The sequence below is a fragment of the Cupriavidus sp. YAF13 genome (genome assembly GCF_052113425.1).
Lineage (GTDB): Bacteria > Pseudomonadota > Gammaproteobacteria > Burkholderiales > Burkholderiaceae > Cupriavidus.
On sequence record NZ_JBFRDD010000025.1, the window covers coordinates 45364 to 64954 of the forward strand.

General features: G+C 63.9%; 17 protein-coding genes. 1 reads left to right on the plus strand and 16 read right to left on the minus strand.

The genetic code is table 11. The features are described 5' to 3' along the window. Positions 1-40: 40 nt before the first annotated feature. The 8 genes from pstB to AB4061_RS20380 all read right to left on the minus strand — a co-directional run bounded on the left by pstB (position 41) and on the right by AB4061_RS20380 (position 9440). The gene (pstB, locus tag AB4061_RS20345; RefSeq protein WP_253927527.1) at positions 41-829 is read right to left on the minus strand and encodes a phosphate ABC transporter ATP-binding protein PstB; all 789 of its coding nucleotides are present in this window, start codon (positions 827-829) and stop codon (positions 41-43) included. A gap of 53 nt (positions 830-882) precedes the next feature. Next, the gene (pstA, locus tag AB4061_RS20350; protein ID WP_441636915.1) at positions 883-1773 is read right to left on the minus strand and encodes a phosphate ABC transporter permease PstA; all 891 of its coding nucleotides are present in this window, start codon (positions 1771-1773) and stop codon (positions 883-885) included. An 11-nt stretch (positions 1774-1784) separates the two neighbouring features. Further along, positions 1785-2750 (minus strand): phosphate ABC transporter permease PstC, encoded by a 966-nt coding sequence (gene pstC, locus AB4061_RS20355; RefSeq protein ID WP_174423342.1) that lies wholly within the window; start codon positions 2748-2750, stop codon positions 1785-1787. Between the two features lie 232 nt (positions 2751-2982). Further along, the gene (gene pstS, locus AB4061_RS20360) at positions 2983-4017 is read right to left on the minus strand and encodes a phosphate ABC transporter substrate-binding protein PstS (RefSeq protein WP_441636918.1); all 1035 of its coding nucleotides are present in this window, start codon (positions 4015-4017) and stop codon (positions 2983-2985) included. Positions 4018-4293: 276 nt separating this feature from the next. Beyond that, positions 4294-5640: a phosphoglucosamine mutase gene (glmM, locus tag AB4061_RS20365; protein WP_183035037.1), complete on the minus strand. Its 1347-nt coding sequence runs from the start codon at positions 5638-5640 to the stop codon at positions 4294-4296. An 88-nt stretch (positions 5641-5728) separates the two neighbouring features. Continuing rightward, positions 5729-6526 (minus strand): dihydropteroate synthase, encoded by a 798-nt coding sequence (folP, locus tag AB4061_RS20370; RefSeq protein ID WP_441637011.1) that lies wholly within the window; start codon positions 6524-6526, stop codon positions 5729-5731. Positions 6527-6786: 260 nt separating this feature from the next. Continuing rightward, positions 6787-8670, minus strand: coding sequence for an ATP-dependent zinc metalloprotease FtsH (ftsH, locus tag AB4061_RS20375; protein ID WP_150983315.1), 1884 nt, complete (start codon positions 8668-8670; stop codon positions 6787-6789). 104 nt (positions 8671-8774) lie between these two features. Further along, entirely contained in the window at positions 8775-9440 is a 666-nt protein-coding gene (locus AB4061_RS20380) for an RlmE family RNA methyltransferase (protein ID WP_441636921.1), read from the minus strand. 195 nt (positions 9441-9635) lie between these two features. Between AB4061_RS20380 and AB4061_RS20385 the strand changes: the two genes are divergently transcribed. Continuing rightward, the gene (locus AB4061_RS20385) at positions 9636-10133 is read left to right on the plus strand and encodes a YhbY family RNA-binding protein (RefSeq protein WP_441637013.1); all 498 of its coding nucleotides are present in this window, start codon (positions 9636-9638) and stop codon (positions 10131-10133) included. A gap of 76 nt (positions 10134-10209) precedes the next feature. Here AB4061_RS20385 and AB4061_RS20390 read toward each other — a convergent pair whose 3' ends face one another. The 8 genes from AB4061_RS20390 to AB4061_RS20425 form a co-directional block, all read right to left on the minus strand. Then, complete coding sequence (locus AB4061_RS20390; RefSeq protein ID WP_441636923.1) at positions 10210-10713, minus strand: DUF4149 domain-containing protein; 504 nt, start codon at positions 10711-10713, stop codon at positions 10210-10212. A gap of 10 nt (positions 10714-10723) precedes the next feature. Beyond that, entirely contained in the window at positions 10724-11197 is a 474-nt protein-coding gene (gene greA / locus AB4061_RS20395; RefSeq protein ID WP_043352072.1) for a transcription elongation factor GreA, read from the minus strand. A gap of 224 nt (positions 11198-11421) precedes the next feature. Further along, on the minus strand, positions 11422-14670 hold the full coding sequence (gene carB, locus AB4061_RS20400; protein ID WP_441636925.1) for a carbamoyl-phosphate synthase large subunit: 3249 nt from the start codon (positions 14668-14670) through the stop codon (positions 11422-11424). Between the two features lie 65 nt (positions 14671-14735). Then, the gene (gene leuE / locus AB4061_RS20405; RefSeq protein WP_441636927.1) at positions 14736-15416 is read right to left on the minus strand and encodes a leucine efflux protein LeuE; all 681 of its coding nucleotides are present in this window, start codon (positions 15414-15416) and stop codon (positions 14736-14738) included. Positions 15417-15472: 56 nt separating this feature from the next. Further along, positions 15473-16609, minus strand: a complete 1137-nt coding sequence (gene carA, locus AB4061_RS20410) for a glutamine-hydrolyzing carbamoyl-phosphate synthase small subunit (protein ID WP_441636929.1) — start codon at positions 16607-16609, stop codon at positions 15473-15475. A 357-nt stretch (positions 16610-16966) separates the two neighbouring features. Then, positions 16967-17377 (minus strand): RidA family protein, encoded by a 411-nt coding sequence (locus AB4061_RS20415; RefSeq protein WP_441636931.1) that lies wholly within the window; start codon positions 17375-17377, stop codon positions 16967-16969. Positions 17378-17450: 73 nt separating this feature from the next. After that, positions 17451-17909 carry an acyl-CoA thioesterase gene (locus AB4061_RS20420; protein ID WP_441636933.1) on the minus strand — a complete coding sequence of 153 codons (459 nt, stop codon included), beginning with the start codon at positions 17907-17909 and terminating at the stop codon, positions 17451-17453. Continuing rightward, a complete protein-coding gene (locus tag AB4061_RS20425; RefSeq protein ID WP_441636935.1) occupies positions 17906-19579 on the minus strand; it encodes an AMP-binding protein in 1674 nt (557 codons plus the stop codon). The genes AB4061_RS20420 and AB4061_RS20425 overlap by 4 nt, the downstream gene beginning before the upstream one ends. Positions 19580-19591 lie beyond the last annotated feature (12 nt).

Consider the following 19591-nt stretch of genomic DNA (forward strand, 5'->3'; position numbering starts at 1 on the left):
GCTCTATTCGTATGCTATGCGTTATGTGGGTAACGCTCAATCAGCCGAAACGGCCGGTGATGTAGTCTTCGGTTTCCTTGCGATGCGGCTTGATGAAGATCTTCTCGGTCTCGCCGAACTCGATCAGTTCACCCAGGTACATATACGCGGTGTAGTCCGAGCAGCGCGCGGCTTGCTGCATATTGTGGGTCACGATCACCACCGTGTACTCGTCCTTCAACTCCGCGATCAGTTCTTCGATACGGCCGGTCGAAATCGGGTCAAGTGCGGAGCACGGCTCATCCAGCAACAGCACTTCGGGGCGGATCGCGATGCCGCGCGCGATGCACAGGCGCTGCTGCTGGCCGCCGGACAGGCCATAGCCCGACTGGTTGAGCTTGTCCTTGGCTTCGTTCCACAGCGCCGCCTTGGACAGTGCCCATTCCACGCGGTCGTCCATCTCGGAGCGTGACAGCTTCTCGAACAGGCGCACCCCAAAGGCGATATTGTCATAGATCGACATGGGGAACGGCGTGGGCTTCTGGAACACCATGCCAACCTTGGCGCGCAGCAGAGCGATGTCCTTCTTGGTGGTCAGCAGGTTCTCGCCATCCATGTTGATCTCGCCCTCGGCACGCTGCTCCGGATAGAGCGCGTACATCTTGTTGAAGGTACGCAACAGGGTCGACTTGCCGCAGCCGGACGGGCCGATAAAGGCCGTCACCTTGCGCTCGGGGATCGACATGTTGACGTTCTTCAACGCATGGAACTGGCCGTAGTAGAAGTTCAGGTTGCGCACGTCGATCTTGGCGCGGGTCGTGTCGGGAATGTCGATGACGGTCGAGGTCATGCTCGTCTCTCGCAAAGAATTTGGGGTAGGCCGTGCGACTGTCGCGCTGCCGGTCATTTCTTGAACAGCATGCGTGCCAGGATATTGAGCGCCAGCACACCAACGGTAATCAGGAACACGCCGGCCCAGGCCAGTTGCTGCCACTCGACGAACGGGCTCATGGCGAAGCGGAAGATGGTCACCGGCAGGTTCGCCATCGGCTTGTTCAGGTCGCTGGTCCAGAACTGGTTGGACAAGGCCGTGAACAGCAGCGGCGCGGTCTCGCCGGCGATACGCGCAACCGCCAGCAGCACGCCGGTGACGATGCCTGCATACGACGACTTCACTGTGATCGACAGCACCATCTTCCACTTGGGCGTGCCGAGCGCGAAGGCGGCCTCGCGCAGCGCGTTGGGGACCAGGTTCAGCATGTTCTCGGTCGTGCGCACCACGATCGGAATCTGCAGCAACGCCAGCGCGCAGATGCCTGCCCAGGCGGAGAAATGGCCCATGCGGGTCACCACCAGCGCGTAGACGAACAGGCCGATCACGATCGACGGCGCCGACAGCAGGATGTCATTGATAAAGCGGATGAAACTGGCCAGTGGCGACGTCTTGCCGTATTCGGCCAGGTAGATGCCGGCCAGGATGCCCAAGGGTGTGCCGCACAGCGTGGCGAGGCCCACCATCACGAAACTGCCGTAGATCGCATTGGCCAGGCCGCCGCCGGCGGTATTCGGCGCCGGCGTCATCTGCGTGAACAGATCCATCGACAGGCCGCCCACGCCCAGCGAAATGGTGGTCCACAGGATCCAGGCCAACCAGAACAGACCGAACCCCATGGCGCCCAGCGACGCGGTCAGGGCATAGAAGTTGGTGCGGCGGCGCCGTGCCTGCAGGCGCGTGCGCGTGGCATCCGCATCCGGACTGACTGCCGGAATCGGCGTAGAGGAAGTGGAGGACATGGCGGCTTGGCTCATTTTGCACCCTCGTTCTTGGCCAGGCGGAGCAATAGGATCTTGGACAGCGCCAGGACCACGAACGTGATAAAGAACAGGATCAGGCCAAGCTCCATCAGCGCGGCGGTATGCAGGCCGGCGCCGGCTTCGGCGAACTCATTGGCCAGTGCCGAGGTGATGCTGTTGCCCGGCGAGAACAGCGAGGCGTTGTCCAGCAGGTTGGTATTGCCGATCACGAAGGTGACCGCCATGGTCTCGCCCAGCGCGCGGCCCAGGCCCAGCATCACGCCGCCGATCACGCCGGCACGGGTGAAAGGCAGCACCACGCGCCACATCACTTCCCACGTGGTGCAGCCGATGCCATAAGCCGATTCCTTGAGCAACACCGGGGTAACTTCGAACACATCGCGCATCACAGACGCGATGTAGGGAATGATCATGATCGCCAGGATCACGCCGGCGCACAGCAGGCCGATGCCCAGGGGCGCGCCCTGGAACAGCTTGCCGATCAGCGGCACCTGGCCCACGGTAGCGGCCAGCGGCTTCTGGAAGTACTCGCCGAAGATCGGCGAGAAGACCAGCAGGCCCCACATGCCGTAGACGATCGAGGGTACGGCGGCCAGCAATTCGATRGCGGTGCCGAGCGGGCGGCGCAGCCAGGCCGGCGACAGCTCGGTCAGGAACAGCGCGATGCCAAAGCTGATAGGCACCGCGATGATCAGGGCGATCAAGGAGGTAACGATGGTGCCGTAGATCGGCACCAGCGCGCCATAGACGTCCGCGGGTGGATCCCACTCTGCGGTCCACAGGAAGCGCAGGCCGAAGGCCTCGATCGAAGGCCAGGCGCTGATCGCAAGCGATACGATGATGCCGCCAAGCAGCAGCAAGGTCACGATGGCGGCGCCGCGCGTCAGGCCACCAAACAGGATGTCACCGGTACGGCTAGGCGGCCGTACTGCGGATAGATCGGATGTAGTCGCCATGATGTGGTATTGGAGTTCGTTTAGTAGGCGGCTGGCTGGCCGCACCGACCGCTCGGGCCAATAGGCCCCTTGCATTGCGTCGTGCTTGCCCGCGCGCGTTGCCGCGTTTGCTGCGCTGCTTCTTCTGCTTCTTAGACTGCTGCTTCTACTGCCTTGCTGCCTTCAATGCTGCCGGTCCCGCGCCCTCGGGGCGCCGGACCGGCACGGCGCGGCTGCCGTGGCAGCCCGCCAATCAGTTGTACAACGCCTTGCCCGAGCCGTCCTTGACCGAGTTCTTCCAGGTCGCGCGGATCTGGTTCACCACGGCGTCCGGCAGCGGTACGTAGTCAAGTTCGCTGGCCATGTTGCCGCCGCTCTTGTACGCCCAGTCGAAGAACTTCAGCACTTCGGCGCCCTGCGCTGCCTTTTCCTGGTTCTTGTGCACCAGGATGAAGGTCGCGCCGGCGATCGGCCATGCCGTCTTGCCCGGTTCGTTGGTCAGGATCTGATAGTAGGTCTTGCTCCAGTCGGCGCCTGCCGCAGCTGCCTTGAAACCGTCGTCACCAGGCTGAACCACTGCGCCGGCAGCGTTCTTCATGTTCAGGTGGGTCATCTTGTTCTGCTTGGCGTAGGCGTACTCAACGTAGCCAATGGCGCCGTTCAGGCGTTGCACGAAAGCGGCTACGCCTTCGTTACCCTTGCCGCCAGTGCCACCGCCCGGCCAGTTGACCGTGGTGCCCTCGCCCACCGAGCTCTTCCAGTCCGAGCTGACCTTGGACAGGTAGTTGGTGAAGATGAAAGTGGTGCCCGAACCATCGGCACGGCGCACCGGCAGGATGTCCTGGCCCGGCAGCTTGGCGTGCGGGTTCAGTGCCTTGATGGCGGGATCGTCCCACTTCTTGATCTTGCCCAGGTAGATGTTCGCCAGCACGTCGCCGGTGATGGTCAGTTCGCCCGGCTTGATGCCTTGCAGGTTGATCACCGGCACCACGCCGCCGATCACCGTGGGAAACTGCACCAAACCTTGCTTGGCCAGTTCTTCGTCCTTCAGGGGCGCGTCCGAAGCACCGAAGTCGACAGTCTTGGCGCCGATCTGCTTGATGCCGCCAGACGAGCCGATGGATTGATAGTTGACCTTGTTACCCGTTGCCTTTTGATATGCATCGGCCCACTTGGAATACACGGGCGCCGGGAAAGAAGCGCCAGCACCGGTAATTTCCGCCGCGAACGCAGTGCCCGCTACCACCAACGACACAATGCCTGCAACGGCAGTCTTGACCAGCTTCATATGTCCTCCAGAGACATGGTTGGGGAATGACAATTTTTTGACAAGTCGAACTTTAAGCCCCGACTATGACAATTCAATGACATCACGAGATCTTCTTCAAAGTCAGCGGAGGCAGCCTCCCGCATCACATCGATCCACTCGCCGGCAACGCCCTCCCCGACCCGCATCCGGCAGCAGGCAAGCCCAAAAAACTTGCGGTTAATTGCCTTTCAACAAAAAATAACGCCGGGCGAAAAGCCCGGCGTTTTGGCAACAACTAGCGGCGATGACCCGGTTTCAGGCCCGCAAGGCGTCCGCCAGCGTCTGCGCCGCCTGCTCCGCGGTCTCGACCTTCTCGGCTTCGACCATCACGCGCACCACCGGCTCGGTCCCCGATGCTCGGATCAATACCCGGCCCCGGCCCTCGAGCTGCGGCTCGATCACGGCGCGCGCCGCGCTCAGTCCCGCGTGGGACTGCCAATCAAAGCCCTTTTCCACGCGCACATTGATCAGCGTTTGCGGGAACAGCGAAACGCCTTCCAGCAATTGCGACAGGGTCTTGCCGCTGCGGCGCAACGCGGCCAGCACTTGCAGCGCGGAAACGATGCCATCGCCGGTGGTGTGGCGGTCCAGGCAGAGCAGATGGCCCGAACCCTCACCGCCCAGCGTCCACTTGCGCTTGTTCAGCTCTTCCAGCACATAGCGATCGCCCACCTTGGCGCGCACGAACTCCACGCCCTGGCGCTTTAACGCGAGCTCCACCGCCATATTGGTCATCAGCGTACCCACCGCGCCCTCCACGGCCTGGCCCGCCTGCAGGCGGTCCTGGACGATCAGGTACAGCAGTTCATCCCCGTTGAACAGGCGTCCGTCGCGGTCCACCACCTGCAGGCGGTCCGCGTCGCCATCGAAGGCCAGGCCGAGATCGGCGCCATTGGCCTTGACCGCTTCGATCAGTTTTTCCGGGGCCGTCGCGCCGTAGCCGGCGTTGATGTTGCGGCCATCCGGCTGGTTGCCGATCGAGATCACGTCGGCGCCAAGCTCATGGAAGACGTGCGGAGCAATGTGGTAAGCGGCGCCATGCGCGCAGTCCACCACCAGCTTGAGCTTGTGCAGGTCCTGCTCGTAGGGGAACGTGCTCTTGCAGAATTCGATGTAGCGGCCAGCGGCGTCCTCGATGCGGCGCGCGCGGCCGAGATCGTCCGAGCGCACGCAGACCATCGGCTCTTCCAGCGCTTGCTCGATCGCCATTTCCACGGCGTCCGGCAGCTTGTCGCCATCGGCGGAGAAGAACTTGATGCCGTTGTCGTAGTACGGGTTGTGGCTGGCGGAGATCACCACGCCGGCCGACAAGCGCAGCGCACGTGTGAGATAGGCCACTCCGGGTGTTGGCAGCGGCCCGGTCAGCAGCACGTTGACGCCTGCGGAGGTAAAGCCGGCCTCTAGCGCGGCCTCCAGCATATAGCCGGAAATGCGCGTGTCCTTGCCGATCAGCACGGTCGGGCGTGCCTGATCTTGCTGCTTCGCGCCATGGGCGAGCACCATGCCCGCCGCATAGCCCAGGCGCATCACGAAGTCGGGCGTGATCGGCGCCTCGCCAACCCTGCCGCGAATCCCGTCCGTGCCGAAATACTTGCGTGTCATATGGTCATTCTCCCGTTGTTCGGTGTTGCGGATGCCGAATGCTAAAGGCTAAGCGCGCAATGCCGCATGCCCGCAATCAAAACAAATGTTAACAGGCAATAGTTTCATGGCGGATGGCCCACCAGATCTTGAGCGCATCCACCGTTTGTTCCACATCGTGCACACGCACGATATACGCCCCCCGTTCCGCCGCGCATACCGCCGCTGCGAGGCTGGCGGCGATCCGCTGCTGCGGCGGCCGCCCGCCCAGGATCGCGCCGAGCGTCGACTTGCGCGACAGGCCCACCAGCAAGGGCAGGCCATCCACCGCCAGTTGCGGCAGCTGGCCCAGCAACTGCAGATTATGATCCGGCGCCTTGCCAAAGCCAAAGCCCGGATCGAGCGTGATGCGGCTATCTGCCACGCCGGCGGCGCGCAGCGCGTCCACCCGCTCGCGCAGGAAACCAGCCACCTCGCGCACCACATCCTCGTACTGGGGTTGCTCCTGCATGGTCTGCGGATCGCGCTGCATATGCATCACGCATAGTCCGGCCTGCCCCGCCTGTGCCTCGCTCACCGCCTCGACAGCGCCAGGCATGCGAAAGCCCCAGATGTCATTGATCAGGTCCGCCCCGGCAGCCAGCGCCGCGCGCATGACTTCCGGCTTATAGGTATCGATGGATATCGGTCGGCCGCAGTCGCGCAGCGCCTCGACGATGGGCAGCACGCGCGCCAGCTCCTCGTCCAGCGGCAATGCCGCCGACCCCGGCCGGCTGGACTCGCCGCCGATATCGATGATGTCCACGCCTTCGGCAATCATGCGCTCGGCATGGCGCAAGGCGGCATCGCGGCCAGCATGCTGGCCGCCATCGGAAAAGGAATCGGGAGTGACGTTCAGGATGCCCATCACCAGCGGACGGCGGTCGCGCGCGAAGCGGTAGCGGCCGCACTGGAAACTCGAATCGGTTGAGATCGACGACAAGATACGAAAGGACAAAAGCCAGGAAAGTGGAAAGCCGCTGCGCGGCGTACGCGCCGGCAAAGAAAAAGCCGGCGCACAAGGCGCCGGCTTCAGGCTTGGTGAACGACCGTTACAACCACGACAACCGCGCCAGCGCGCTTCCGGATTACCGGAGCGCCGGCGGCACCATCGTGCCGGCCATCCGCTCAGGCCGTGGCCGGAGCGTTGGTCGGGGCCACCGGCGAGCCACCCGACGGGGTGTTGCCACCACCGTTCTGGCTGGACGCGCCACGCGGCGGCCGCGGCGGCTTGCCCGCCATGATGTCGTTGACCTGGTCCGCATCGATGGTTTCCCATTCCATGAGAGCCGCAGTCATGGCTTCAACCTTGTCGCGGTTTTCTTCGAGCAGGCGCTTGGCCAGGCCGTATTGCTCGTCGACGATACGGCGGATTTCCGCATCGACCTTGACCTGGGTAGCTTCCGACACCGTCTTGGACGACATCTTGCCGAACATGCCGTCCTGCTCGGTATCCACGTACACCATGGTGCCCAGGGTGTCGCTCATGCCGAAGCGGGTGACCATGTCGCGGGCCGTCTTGGTGGCGCGCTCGAAGTCATTGGAAGCACCGGTGCTCATGGCGTTGAGGAAGACCTCTTCCGCAGCGCGGCCGCCAAACAGGATGGCGATCTCGTCAAGCATGTTGTCCTTGTACTTCGAGTACTTGTCGTGCTCCGGCAGCTGCCACGTCACGCCCAGTGCCCAGCCGCGCGGCATGATGGTGACCTTGTGCACCGGATCCGCCTTGGGCAGCAGCTTGGCCACCACCGCATGGCCGGACTCGTGGTACGCGGTTGCGCGGCGCTCTTCTTCGCGCATGACCGTGGACTTGCGCTCCGGACCCATGTAGATCTTGTCCTTGGCGTCCTCGAAGTCCTGCATGTCGACCACGCGCTTGCTGCGGCGGGCGGCGAACAGTGCGGCTTCGTTGACCAGGTTGGCCAGGTCGGCGCCGGAGAAGCCCGGGGTACCACGTGCGATCACCGAGGCGTCGACGTCGTTGCCGATCGGCACCTTGCGCATGTGGACCTTGAGGATCTGCTCGCGGCCGCGGATGTCGGGCAGTCCGACATACACCTGACGGTCGAAACGGCCCGGGCGCAGCAGCGCCTTGTCCAGAACGTCCGAACGGTTGGTCGCGGCGATCACGATCACACCCGAGTTGGCCTCGAAACCGTCCATCTCGACCAGCATCTGGTTGAGGGTCTGCTCGCGCTCGTCGTTGCCGCCGCCCATGCCCGCGCCGCGGTGACGGCCGACCGCATCGATTTCATCGATGAAGACGATGCAGGGCGCCTGCTTCTTGGCATTCTCGAACATGTCGCGAACACGGGCCGCGCCCACGCCAACGAACATTTCAACGAAGTCCGAGCCGGAGATGCTGAAGAACGGCACCTTGGCTTCGCCGGCGATGGCGCGCGCCAGCAGCGTCTTGCCGGTGCCCGGAGGGCCGACCAGTAGCACACCGCGCGGGATACGGCCGCCCAGTTTCTGGAATTTCTGCGGATCCTTGAGGAAGTCCACCAGTTCGATCACTTCTTCCTTGGATTCATCGCAACCGGCGACGTCCTGGAAAGTGACTGCATTCTGGTTTTCATCGATCAGGCGCGCGCGCGACTTGCCGAAGGAGAAGGCACCGCCTTTCCCACCGCCCTGCATCTGCCGCATCATGTAGAACCAGAACACGATGATCAGCAGGGTGGGCCCGAGGTAATACAGGGCCTGGACCAGCATGTTGGGCTCGTCGTCTGCCTTGCCGGTGACCTGGACGCCGAACTTCATCAGATCGCCAACCATCCAGATGTCGCCCGGCGAAATAATGGTGTACTTCTGCCCTTCCTTGGGCGTCACCACCAGATTGCGGCCTTGCACGTCAACCCGGCCCACCTTGCCGGCCTTGGCATCATCCATGAACTGCGAATAGGTGACGCCTTCCTGCGTGCGGGGCTTGTCGAACTGCTTGAAGACGGTAAACAACACCAGCGCGATCACGAGCCAGATTGCCGCCTTTTGAAACAGGTTGTTATTCAAGGCCAAACTCCTTTACGAACGCCTTGCCAACGGGATAGCTGCATTGTAATGCAGCGCCMGGCGTCGGGGTAAAAAGCAAATTCATCGAAGCGATAGGCACCGCTTCACCCCGCCGACTTGAGGAAACGCCCAAGAATGAAGGTCTCTGAAGACTTATCGCGTGACGCCTTGGGCTTGCGTTTCGCGACCACCTTGAACTGGCGCTTGAACTTCTCCACGATCTGGCTGTAGCCGCTGCCATGGAAACACTTTACCAGCAATGAGCCCTCCGGCTTCAGATGGGCCTGGGCAAATTCCAGCGCCAGGTCACATAAGTAATCGATACGGGCCGCATCGGCAAAGGCTACACCGGACAAATTGGGGGCCATGTCCGACAAAACAAGATCAATCTTTGCGCCGCCGGACGCTTGCAGCACGATTTCCTCCAACTGGCGAAATACGTCCTCCTCGCGAAAGTCACCTTGGATAAATGTGACGTCGGCGACAGCCTCCATCGGCAACAGGTCGATGGCGATCACTGCACCGTCGATGCCGCCGTCCTTGGCGCGCGTAGACGCCGCCAGCTTGTTGCGTGCGTACTGGCTCCAGCTGCCGGGGGCCGCGCCGAGGTCGACAATGACCTGGCCGGGGCGGATCAGCTTGTCCTGCTCGTCGATCTCCTTCAGCTTATACGCTGCGCGAGCGCGGTAGCCCTCGCGCTGCGCCATTTTGACGTAGGGATCGTTGATATGGTCGTGCAACCACGCCTGATTGAATTTGTTCTTGGCCATTCCGGATACATCTGTATGGAGAAAAACGCCGCCGGCCCGCGGCCGCCCGTGCGTTTTTCACTCGTTTTGCTGTTTTTGCAGCCTGACCGCGCCAGTTTGACGGATAATACGCGCCGATTCGCTTTTTCGGCACTTCGGTGCCTTGGTTTGCGCACCACTTGCGCGCCCATTTGCGCCCTCGCCTGCGCTTTACTTATGCCCGCTCTTCAACTTATTCCCGCCCAGCGTTCAGAACTCCRCTCCCGTGCCCATGGCCTCAATCCGGTCGTGATGATCGGCGGCGAAGGTCTGACGCGTCCGGTCCTGGCCGAAATCGACCGTAGCCTGGCCTCTCACGACCTGATCAAGATCCGCGTATTCGGCGACGACCGCGAAAGCCGCATCGCCATGTACGAAACCATCTGCGAAGATCTGGACGCCGCTCCGATCCAGCATATCGGCAAGCTGCTGGTGGTATGGCGTCCGGGGCCGGCCGTCCTGAAGGAAAATCGTCCGCAGGAACTGGGCCGCCTGGCCCCGCGGGGCGGCGCCGCCCCGCGCACCGTCACGGTCAAGAAGCCTAGCGCCGCGCCCAATCGGCGCCCCAAGCGCTCGCAAGTGACGGTGCTGGGCAATGAACGCGTCACCGCCGGCGGCAACGTCAAGCGCGCGCGCGTTCGTCCGACCAGCCAGAAGAAGAAAGCGCTCGACTGACGTCGAAGCCATGCCAGCGCGCCCGTCGGGGCCACTGGCATGGCAGGGGACGGCCACCTGGGCTCGCCCCTGCGCCTTACTCGCCAGCCGAGCGCGGCGCCGCTGCGCGCCACACGGTGACCAGCGCAAGCAAGCTGTGCACCAGGTAGAAAACGCTGGACACCCCATGCAGCATGCCGAATTGTCCCTTATAAGGCGACTCGGACACGCCCACGCCAAGCGCCGCCGCCTTCTCCTTCAGGTTTTCCATGAAGGGCTGGATGCCGAAATACCCTGCCAGCACACACAGCAGCATGCCCAGCACAAGCCAGCGCAGGCCGCGATAGCGTCCCGCGCCACGGCGGATCATCAGGTTGCACAGCGCCAGCTGCAGCACACCGACCACCACGCCGAGGATAGCCTCTGTCCTGAAGAGCTGCCCGGCGATCAAGCCTGCCGTCTCGCGGCTGGGCAGCACGGAAAACAACGTCGGGGCCACCATGTAGCCCACTGTCCACAGACTGCCGGCCCAGACCACGGTCAGCAGGAGGAAGATCCGATGCGGCAGCGGCGGCAGGCTCGAATAGGAGGAAGAGAACACGCAGCCTCGTTTAGACGTAGCGAACCGTGATGACTTCGTATTCGCGCTCGCCGCCAGGGGCCAGCACGATCGCCACATCGCCCTCGAACTTGCCGATCAGCGCACGCGCGATCGGCGAGCTGACGGAAATCTTGCCGCTATCCAGGTCGGCCTCGTCGTCGCCGACGATCTGGTAGCTCACGGGCTTGCCCGACTCCAGGTCTTCGAGGTCGACGGTAGCGCCAAACACGATGCGGCCATCGGTATCGAGCTGGGTCGGGTCGATGACCTGCGCCGCCGACAGCTTGGACTCCACCTCGATGATCCGGCCTTCGATAAAGGCCTGCTTTTCCTTGGCGGCGTCGTACTCGGCGTTCTCGGAGAGGTCACCTTGCGCACGTGCTTCGGAAATGGCGTTGATCACGGCGGGACGTTCGACGGCCTTCAGGCGCTGCAGTTCCTCTTTCAGCAGCTCGGCACCGCGCTTGGTAATCGGAATGCTCATGTCTTCGTTCAACAAAAAAATGAGCCGCAGCGGAGCAGGAACCATGCGCCGGCATCACTGCCCGGGGCACTTCCGCTCAACCGCGGCTTTGAGGTTGTCAGGTTGTATCGACGGTTAGATCGACGAAATTGCTGCTAGTTTAGGCCAAGACGGCCGCCCGCAGCAACTGCGGGCGGCCCGGAGGCCTTCAGCCGTCTACGCTACCGCCGTCTGGTCTTCGCGCCTCAGGCCAGCGAGGCGTGCAGGCTTTGCAGGTCATAGACCTCCAGGCTCTGCATGTGCTTGAGGCCCTCCACCGCGGCGCGCGCGCCGGCGATGGTGGTGTAGTAAGGCACCCGGCTGGCCAGCGCCGAGATACGGATCGAGCGCGAGTCGGCAATGGCGGTACGCGTCTCATCCACGGTGGTGAACACCAGTGCCAGCTCGCCGTTCTTGAGCATGTCGACGATGTGCGGGCGGCCGTCCTTCACCTTGTTGACCACGCGCACCGGGATGCCGGCGGCTTCGATGGCCGACGCGGTGCCGCGGGTGGCGACAATCGGGTAGCCCATGTCGTGCAGCATGCGCGCCACGCCAACCGCGTGCGGCTTGTCGCTGTCCTTGACGGTCAGCAACACGGTGCCCTTCTCCGGCAGGCGCGAGCCCGCGGCCAGCTGGCTCTTGAAGAGCGCTTCGCCGAAGGTCTTGCCCACGCCCATCACCTCGCCGGTGGAGCGCATCTCTGGTCCGAGCACCGGGTCGACGCCGGGGAACTTGTTGARGGGGAACACCGCTTCCTTGACGCTGAAGTACGGGGGCACCACTTCATCGAACACGCCTTGCGAGTCGAGCGTCTGGCCCGCCATGCAGCGCGCGGCGATCTTGGCCAGCGACAGGCCGGTAGCCTTGGACACATAAGGCACGGTACGCGAGGCGCGCGGGTTCACTTCCAGCACGTAGACGATATCCTCGCCATTGACTTGCTGGATGGCGAACTGCACGTTCATCAGGCCGATCACATTGAGGGCCTTGGCCATCGCCGCGGTCTGGCGCTTGAGCTCGTCCACGGTGGCTTGCGCCAGCGAGTACGGGGGCAGCGAGCAGGCGGAGTCGCCCGAGTGCACGCCGGCTTGCTCGATATGCTCCATCACGCCGCCGATAAACACGCGCTGGCCGTCGCACAGGGCGTCGACGTCGCACTCGATGGCGTCGTTCAGGAAGCGGTCCAGCAGCACCGGGGAGTCGTGCGACACCTTGACGGCCTCGCGCATGTAGCGCTCGAGGTCGCGCGGCTCATGCACGATTTCCATYGCGCGGCCACCCAGCACGTACGACGGGCGCACCACCAGCGGATAGCCGATCTCGGTGGCCAGGCGCAATGCTTCGTCCTCGGCACGGGCGGTACGGTTGGGCGGCTGGCGCAGGCCCAGTTCATGCAGCAGCTTCTGGAAGCGCTCGCGGTCTTCCGCGGCATCGATCATGTCGGGGCTGGTGCCGATGATGGGCACGCCGTTGGCCTCCAGGTCCAGCGCCAGCTTCAGCGGGGTCTGGCCGCCGTACTGCACGATCACGCCGACGGGCTTTTCGCGGTCGACGATTTCCAGCACGTCTTCGAGCGTCAGCGGCTCGAAGTAGAGGCGGTCCGAGGTGTCATAGTCGGTCGACACGGTTTCCGGGTTGCAGTTGACCATGATGGTCTCGTACCCGTCTTCGCGCAGCGCCAGCGCGGCGTGCACGCAGCAGTAGTCGAACTCGATGCCCTGGCCGATCCGGTTCGGGCCGCCGCCCAGCACCATGATCTTGCGATTGGTGGTGGGGTCGGCTTCGCACTCGCCATGCTCGGCTTCATACGTGCCGTACAGGTAGGCGGTGTTGGTGGCGAACTCGGCGGCGCAGGTGTCCACGCGCTTGTACACCGGGCGCACGCCGGCGGCATGGCGTGCAGCGCGCACGGCTGCAGGCTCGGCGCCCATCAGCTTGGCCAGGCGGCGGTCCGAGAAACCCTTCTGCTTCAGGTGACGCAGCTCGGCGGCCGACAGGCTGTCCAGCTTGCGTGCCTTGACCAGGGTCTCGGTCTTGACGATGTCTTCGATCTGGGCCAGGAACCACGGGTCGATGGCGGTCTCGGCGTGCACTTCTTCCAGCGACATGCCGATGCGGAAGGCGTCGCCCACGTACCAGATGCGGTCCGGGCCGGCTTCGCCGATTTCCTCGACGATCTCGTCGCGGTCGGTGGACTTGTCATCCAGGCCGTCCACGCCTACTTCCAGGCCGCGCAGGGCCTTCTGGAACGATTCCTGGAAGGTGCGGCCCATGGCCATCACTTCACCCACGGACTTCATCTGGGTGGTCAGGTGGCTGTCGGCCTGCGGGAATTTCTCGAACGCGAAACGCGGCACCTTGGTGACCACGTAGTCGATCGACGGCTCGAACGAGGCCGGGGTCGCGCCGCCGGTGATCTCGTTCTTCAGCTCGTCCAGCGTGTAGCCCACCGCCAGCTTGGCGGCAACCTTGGCGATCGGGAAGCCCGTGGCCTTGGAGGCCAGCGCCGACGAACGCGACACGCGCGGGTTCATTTCAATCACGATCATGCGGCCGTCGGCCGGGTTGATCGAGAACTGCACGTTGGAGCCGCCGGTATCGACGCCGATCTCGCGCAGCACCGCCAGCGAGGCGTTACGCAGGATCTGGTATTCCTTGTCGGTCAGGGTCTGGGCGGGCGCCACCGTGATGGAGTCGCCGGTGTGGATGCCCATCGGGTCCAGGTTCTCGATCGAGCAGATGATGATGCAGTTGTCCTTTTTGTCGCGGACCACTTCCATCTCATACTCTTTCCAGCCCAGCAGCGACTCTTCGATCAGCAGTTCGCGGGTCGGCGAGAGATCCAGGCCACGCTTGCAGATTTCCTCGAATTCCTCGCGGTTGTAGGCAATGCCGCCGCCGGAGCCGCCCAGCGTGAAAGACGGGCGGATCACGATCGGGTAGCCGCCGGTCGCGGTTTCCTTGGCGATCTGCGTCTGCACGGCCAGCGCTTCTTCCATCGAGTGGGCGATGCCGGACTTGGCCGAGCCCAGGCCGATCTTGGTCATCGCTTCCTTGAACTTCTGGCGATCCTCGGCCTTGTCGATGGCTTCCGGCGACGCGCCGATCAACTCGACGTTGTACTTTGCCAGCACGCCATGGCGATGCAGGTCCAGCGCGCAGTTCAGCGCGGTCTGGCCGCCCAKGGTSGGCAGGATGGCGTCGGGACGCTCTTTTTCAATGATGCGCTCGACCACTTCCCAGGTAATCGGCTCAATGTAGGTCACATCGGCCGTGTTGGGATCGGTCATGATCGTGGCTGGGTTCGAATTCACCAGCACGACCTTGAAACCTTCCTCGCGCAGCGCCTTGCAGGCCTGGGCGCCGGAATAGTCGAACTCGCACGCCTGCCCGATGATGATGGGGCCGGCGCCGATGATCAGGATGCTCTTTATGTCTGTGCGCTTTGGCATTGCACGCTCTCATTATTGGCCGGCCCGCACAATCGCGCGGGCCGCACCGGATATCAGGATTCGATTCAGTTCAGGGTGGCCGTCGCCAGCTTGGCGCCGAAACCGATGAACATGGCGCCTACCCCGCTCGCCATGCCCGCCGACAGGCGTCGTCGTCGGCGAAATGCTTCGGCCAGCCTGGCGCCCACGAAGATGATCGTGGTCAGGTAGGCGAAGCTGCACAACTGGCACACCAGCCCCAGCGCGACAAACGACAGCACCGGGTAGCCGAACTGCGGATCGACGAACTGGATGAAGAAGGAGATGAAGAACAGGATGGCCTTGGGGTTGAGCAGGCTCACCACCAGCGCCTTGCGCAACGGGCTGACCGCGCGGTCCACGGGCGTTTCAGCCTGCGCCGCCGTCCCGCCGTCGCTGCCACGGCTCAACCATGCGCGCACGGCACCGCGCAGCATCTGGAAACCGATCCAGCCCAGATAAGCGGCACCGATGTACTTCACCACGTAGAACAAGGCGGGGCTGGCCTTGAGCAGCGAGGCCACGCCCGCCGCCGACAGCACCATCAGGATGGCGTCCCCCAGGAACACCCCGCAGGCACCCTTGTAGCCTTCGCGCACGCCGCGTTGCGCCGCAACGGATAGCACATACATCGAGTTCGGCCCCGGCAGCAGCACGATAAAGATCGTGCCGAGCACAAAGGTCCAGAAATCGGTAATGCCCAGCGCGGTATGCATGAAGGCGTTCATCGGGTCGTCCTGCGGTCTGCTTGTCTACGTAACTTCTCGTCTTGGCTTGAACGTGCTTACTGGCGTGCGTCCGCCATCATCTTGGTGAAGCGATCGAACAGGTAAGCCACGTCGTGCGGGCCCGGCGATGCTTCCGGGTGGCCCTGGAAGCAGAATGCCGGCTTGTCGGTCAGCGCGAAGCCCTGTAGCGAGCCGTCGAACAGCGACACGTGGGTGGCGCGCACGTTGGCAGGCAGGGTGTCGGCGTCCACCGCAAAACCATGGTTCTGCGAAGTGATCACCACGCGGCCGTCGTCGAGGTCCTTCACCGGATGGTTCGCGCCATGGTGGCCGAACTTCATCTTCAGCGTCTTCGCGCCGACGGCCAGGGCCATGATCTGGTGGCCCAGGCAGATGCCGAACGTGGGGATGCCGCGGTCGATGAACTCACGGGTGGCACGGATCGCGTAGTCGCAGGGCTCGGGATCGCCAGGGCCGTTCGACAGGAACACGCCGTCCGGGTTGAGCGCCAGGGCATCTTCCGCGCTGGCTTGCGCCGGCAGCACGGTCACCTTGCAGCCGCGTGCGGCCAGCATGCGCAGGATGTTGAACTTCACGCCGTAGTCAAAGGCCACCACGTGGAAACGCGGCGACTCCAGCTTGCCGTAGCCTTGGCCCAGCACCCATTCGGTCTGGTTCCACTCGTACGGCTCCTTGGCCGACACCACCTTGGCCAGGTCCATGCCGGCCAGGCCGGGGAAGGAACGCGCCAGGTCGATGGCCTTCTGCACATTGTCCTCGCCAGCGAGGATGCAGCCGTTCTGCGCACCCTTCTCGCGCAGGATGCGGGTCAGCTTGCGGGTATCGATGCCGGCAATCGCCACCACCTTTTCCTGCTTCAGGTAATGGCCGAGGGAATGTTCCTTGCGGAAGTTGGAGGCCAGGAGCGGCAGATCCTTGATGATCAGGCCGGCGGCATGGACTTTCGTGGCTTCGACATCCTCAGTATTGACCCCGACATTGCCGATATGCGGATACGTCAACGTGACGATCTGCCGGGAATAGCTGGGGTCGGTGAGGATTTCCTGGTAACCGGTCAGAGCGGTGTTGAACACCACTTCGCCGATGGTATGGCCGGAAGCGCCAATGGAATAGCCACGAAAGACCGTGCCGTCTGCAAGCGCGAGAATGGCGGACGGAAAAGACGGTAACACGGGTAGGCTCCTGCTGGATTCACCCCGTGACCGACCTGCTCAACGCCTCTTGCCCCGTTTATCCGGCGGGGCGACAGGCAGCGCGCGGATTGTCGATTTCGTCGACTGGGCGCGATGCTTGTCGCCGGGGCCGTTCGCTCGGTGCTCGATACGCCACATAAAACAATGCGGCGGAGCCAGGGCGAAATGGGGGCGGCGGAAGGTGGAATTCGGTAGGCGCTAGGGTGAGGGGTTCTGAAAGCGAAACTTTTGGATTATACCCCGCGCCACCCATTTTCTCAAGTTATCAAGGACTTGCGGACGCCTCCGCCCTCTTCCGCGGGCCCGGCAGCCCGGCGGCATGCCAGGCCGCTGGCGTCATTCGCCGGCCGGCACCACCGCTGTCACCTCGATCTCCACCTTGGCGCGCGCCTCCACCAGATCGGCCACTTCGACCGCCGTCATGGCCGGAAAATGACGCCCGATGGTGGCGCGGTAGTGCTCGCCGATGGCGCGATAGGCCGCCACATATTCCACCTTGTCCTTCACATACCAGGTCATGCGCACGATGTGCTCCGGACGCGCGCCGCCCGCCGCCAGCACCGCCACGATATTGCGCAGCGCCTGGCCAACCTGCTCGGAGAAGTCGTCGGTTTCGAACTCGCACAGGCCGTTCCAGCCGATCTGTCCGCCGACAAAGAGCAGGCGGCTGCCCACCTGCATTTCGGTCATGGTGCCGTTCGAGTAGCCGCGTGGCGCGGCCCAGTCTGGTGGCTGGAGAATCTTCATGGTCGGTTTTCCGTAAGGTAAGAAGAGATTAGGATCTTGGATCGGGATCTTGTTTTCTGTTTGGCCGGCTTCGCTACGCCCCGGACGCGCGCATCGGTGCGGCCGCCGGCGCATCGGCCGCCAGGAACCGCTCCATGGCCGCGCGGACTGCCTGCGGCAGTGCGCGCGGCGTCATCTGCGCGGTATCCACGCATACCAGCCGCTGCGCGATCTCCACGCGCAGGTCCCCTGCCGGCCCGACAAAGCGCACCTGCAAGGAGAAACTGCTGCGCCCCAATCGCGTCACACGCAGCTCCCGCGTCAACAATTCGCCCAGGCGGCTGGGCGCGACAAAGCGGGTGGACAATTCTGCCGTCGGCACGCCGGCCTGGCCCGCGCCATGCATTTCGGCGAAGGGCCAGCCGAGCGCGTCGCGGAACCAGTCCTCGACCAGGTCGTTGAGTATCTCGAAGTAGCGCGGAAAGAACACGATGCCGGCAGCATCGCAATCCTTGAAGCGCACCCGCGCGGTGTTGCTGAAGAACTCGTTCACGGCTGCCTCGCCCCCCCCGGCGCTCCGCTCTGCTCGGCCATCTGCCGCAGGCGGAAACGCTGCAGCTTGCCGGTCTCGGTACGCGGCAGCGCATCGACAAAAATCACCTTGCGCGGATACTTGTACGGCGCGATCTCGGCCTTGACGTAGGACTGCAGTGCCGCGCAAGTCTCGTCGCTTGCCGCCACGCCCGGGCGCAGCACCACATAGGCGGCAACAATCTGGCCGCGCTCGGGGTCGGGCATGCCGACCACGCCGCACTCGGCCACCGCCTCGTGGCGCATCAGCGCGCTCTCCACTTCCGGCCCGGCGATGTTGTAGCCGGCCGAGACGATCATGTCGTCGGAGCGCGCCTGGTAGTAGTAATAGCCGTCGGCATCCGCCTTGAAGGTATCGCCCGGCAGGTTCCAGCCGTCCTTTACATAGTTGGCCTGGCGCGGGTCATCCAGGTAGCGGCATCCGGTGGGGCCGCGCACCGCCAGCTTGCCAACCGTGCCATGCGGCACCGGCTGCATCTGCTCGTCGACGATCTGCGCGATATAGCCGGGCACCACCTTGCCGATGGCACCGGGGCGCACTTCGGCGCCCGCGCTGGAAATGAAGATATGCATCATCTCGGTGCCGCCGATGCCATCGGTCATCTCGATGCCCGTGGCCGCCTTCCAGCTCTGGCGCGTGGCGTCCGGCAGCGCCTCGCCTGCCGACACGCTCTTCTGCAGGCTGGAGATATCGTAGCCCGGCGCCAGCGCAGCCATCTGCCGGTAGAAGGTCGGCGCGGTGAACACGATGGTGGCGCGCCAGGCCTGGATCAGCGCCAGCAGGCTTTCGGGCGTGAGCCGTTCCGCCAGCACGGTGGACGCCCCGACCCGCAGCGGAAAGCACAGGATGCCGCCAAGGCCAAACGTAAAGGCCAGCGGCGGCGTGCCGCAGAAGATATCGTCCGGGCCGGGCTTGAGGACGTGGCGGGGGAACAGGTCGCACATCGCGATCACGTCGCGATGGAAATGCATCGTGCCCTTGGGCTGCCCCGTCGTACCGCTGGTGAAGGCAATCAGGCAGATATCATCGGCCGCGGTATCGCAGGCTTCGAAGCGCTCGGGCTTGTTCGCCATCGCGGCTTCCACCGAACCGGCGCCGCTGCCGTTGAAGTACAGCGCCTGGGTCAGGCTCGGGCAATGGTGCTCGCCACCCGGCTTGAGGTTGGCCTCCAGCTCCTCGCGCAGGCGTTCGTCGCACAGCGCGGCGCTGACTGCCGCGCGGTCGATCACCTGCTTGAGTTCCTTCGCACGCAGCAGCGGCATGGTCGGCACCGCGATCAGGCCCGCCTTGACCACGGCCAGCCAGCACGCCGCCATCATCAGGTTGTTCGGGCCGCGCAGCAGCACCCGATTGCCCGGCACCAGCTTCATGTCGCCGGTCAGCACATGGGCGATGCGATTCGATAGCGCAGCCAGTTCGGCGTAGCTGACGGTACGGTGCGCGCCGTCTTGCTCGTAGCGGATTGCCACGCGCTCGCCGCGCCCCTCGCGCACGTGGCGTTCGACCAGTTCGAGCGCGCAGTTCATGCGCTCCGGATACCGGGTATCGGCGTTGAACAGGAACGCCGGCCACTGCTGCGGGGGCGGCAGGCGGTCCAGTGCATAGGTATCGAGGTGGGCTGTGCTCGCCATGGTTGTCTCCGC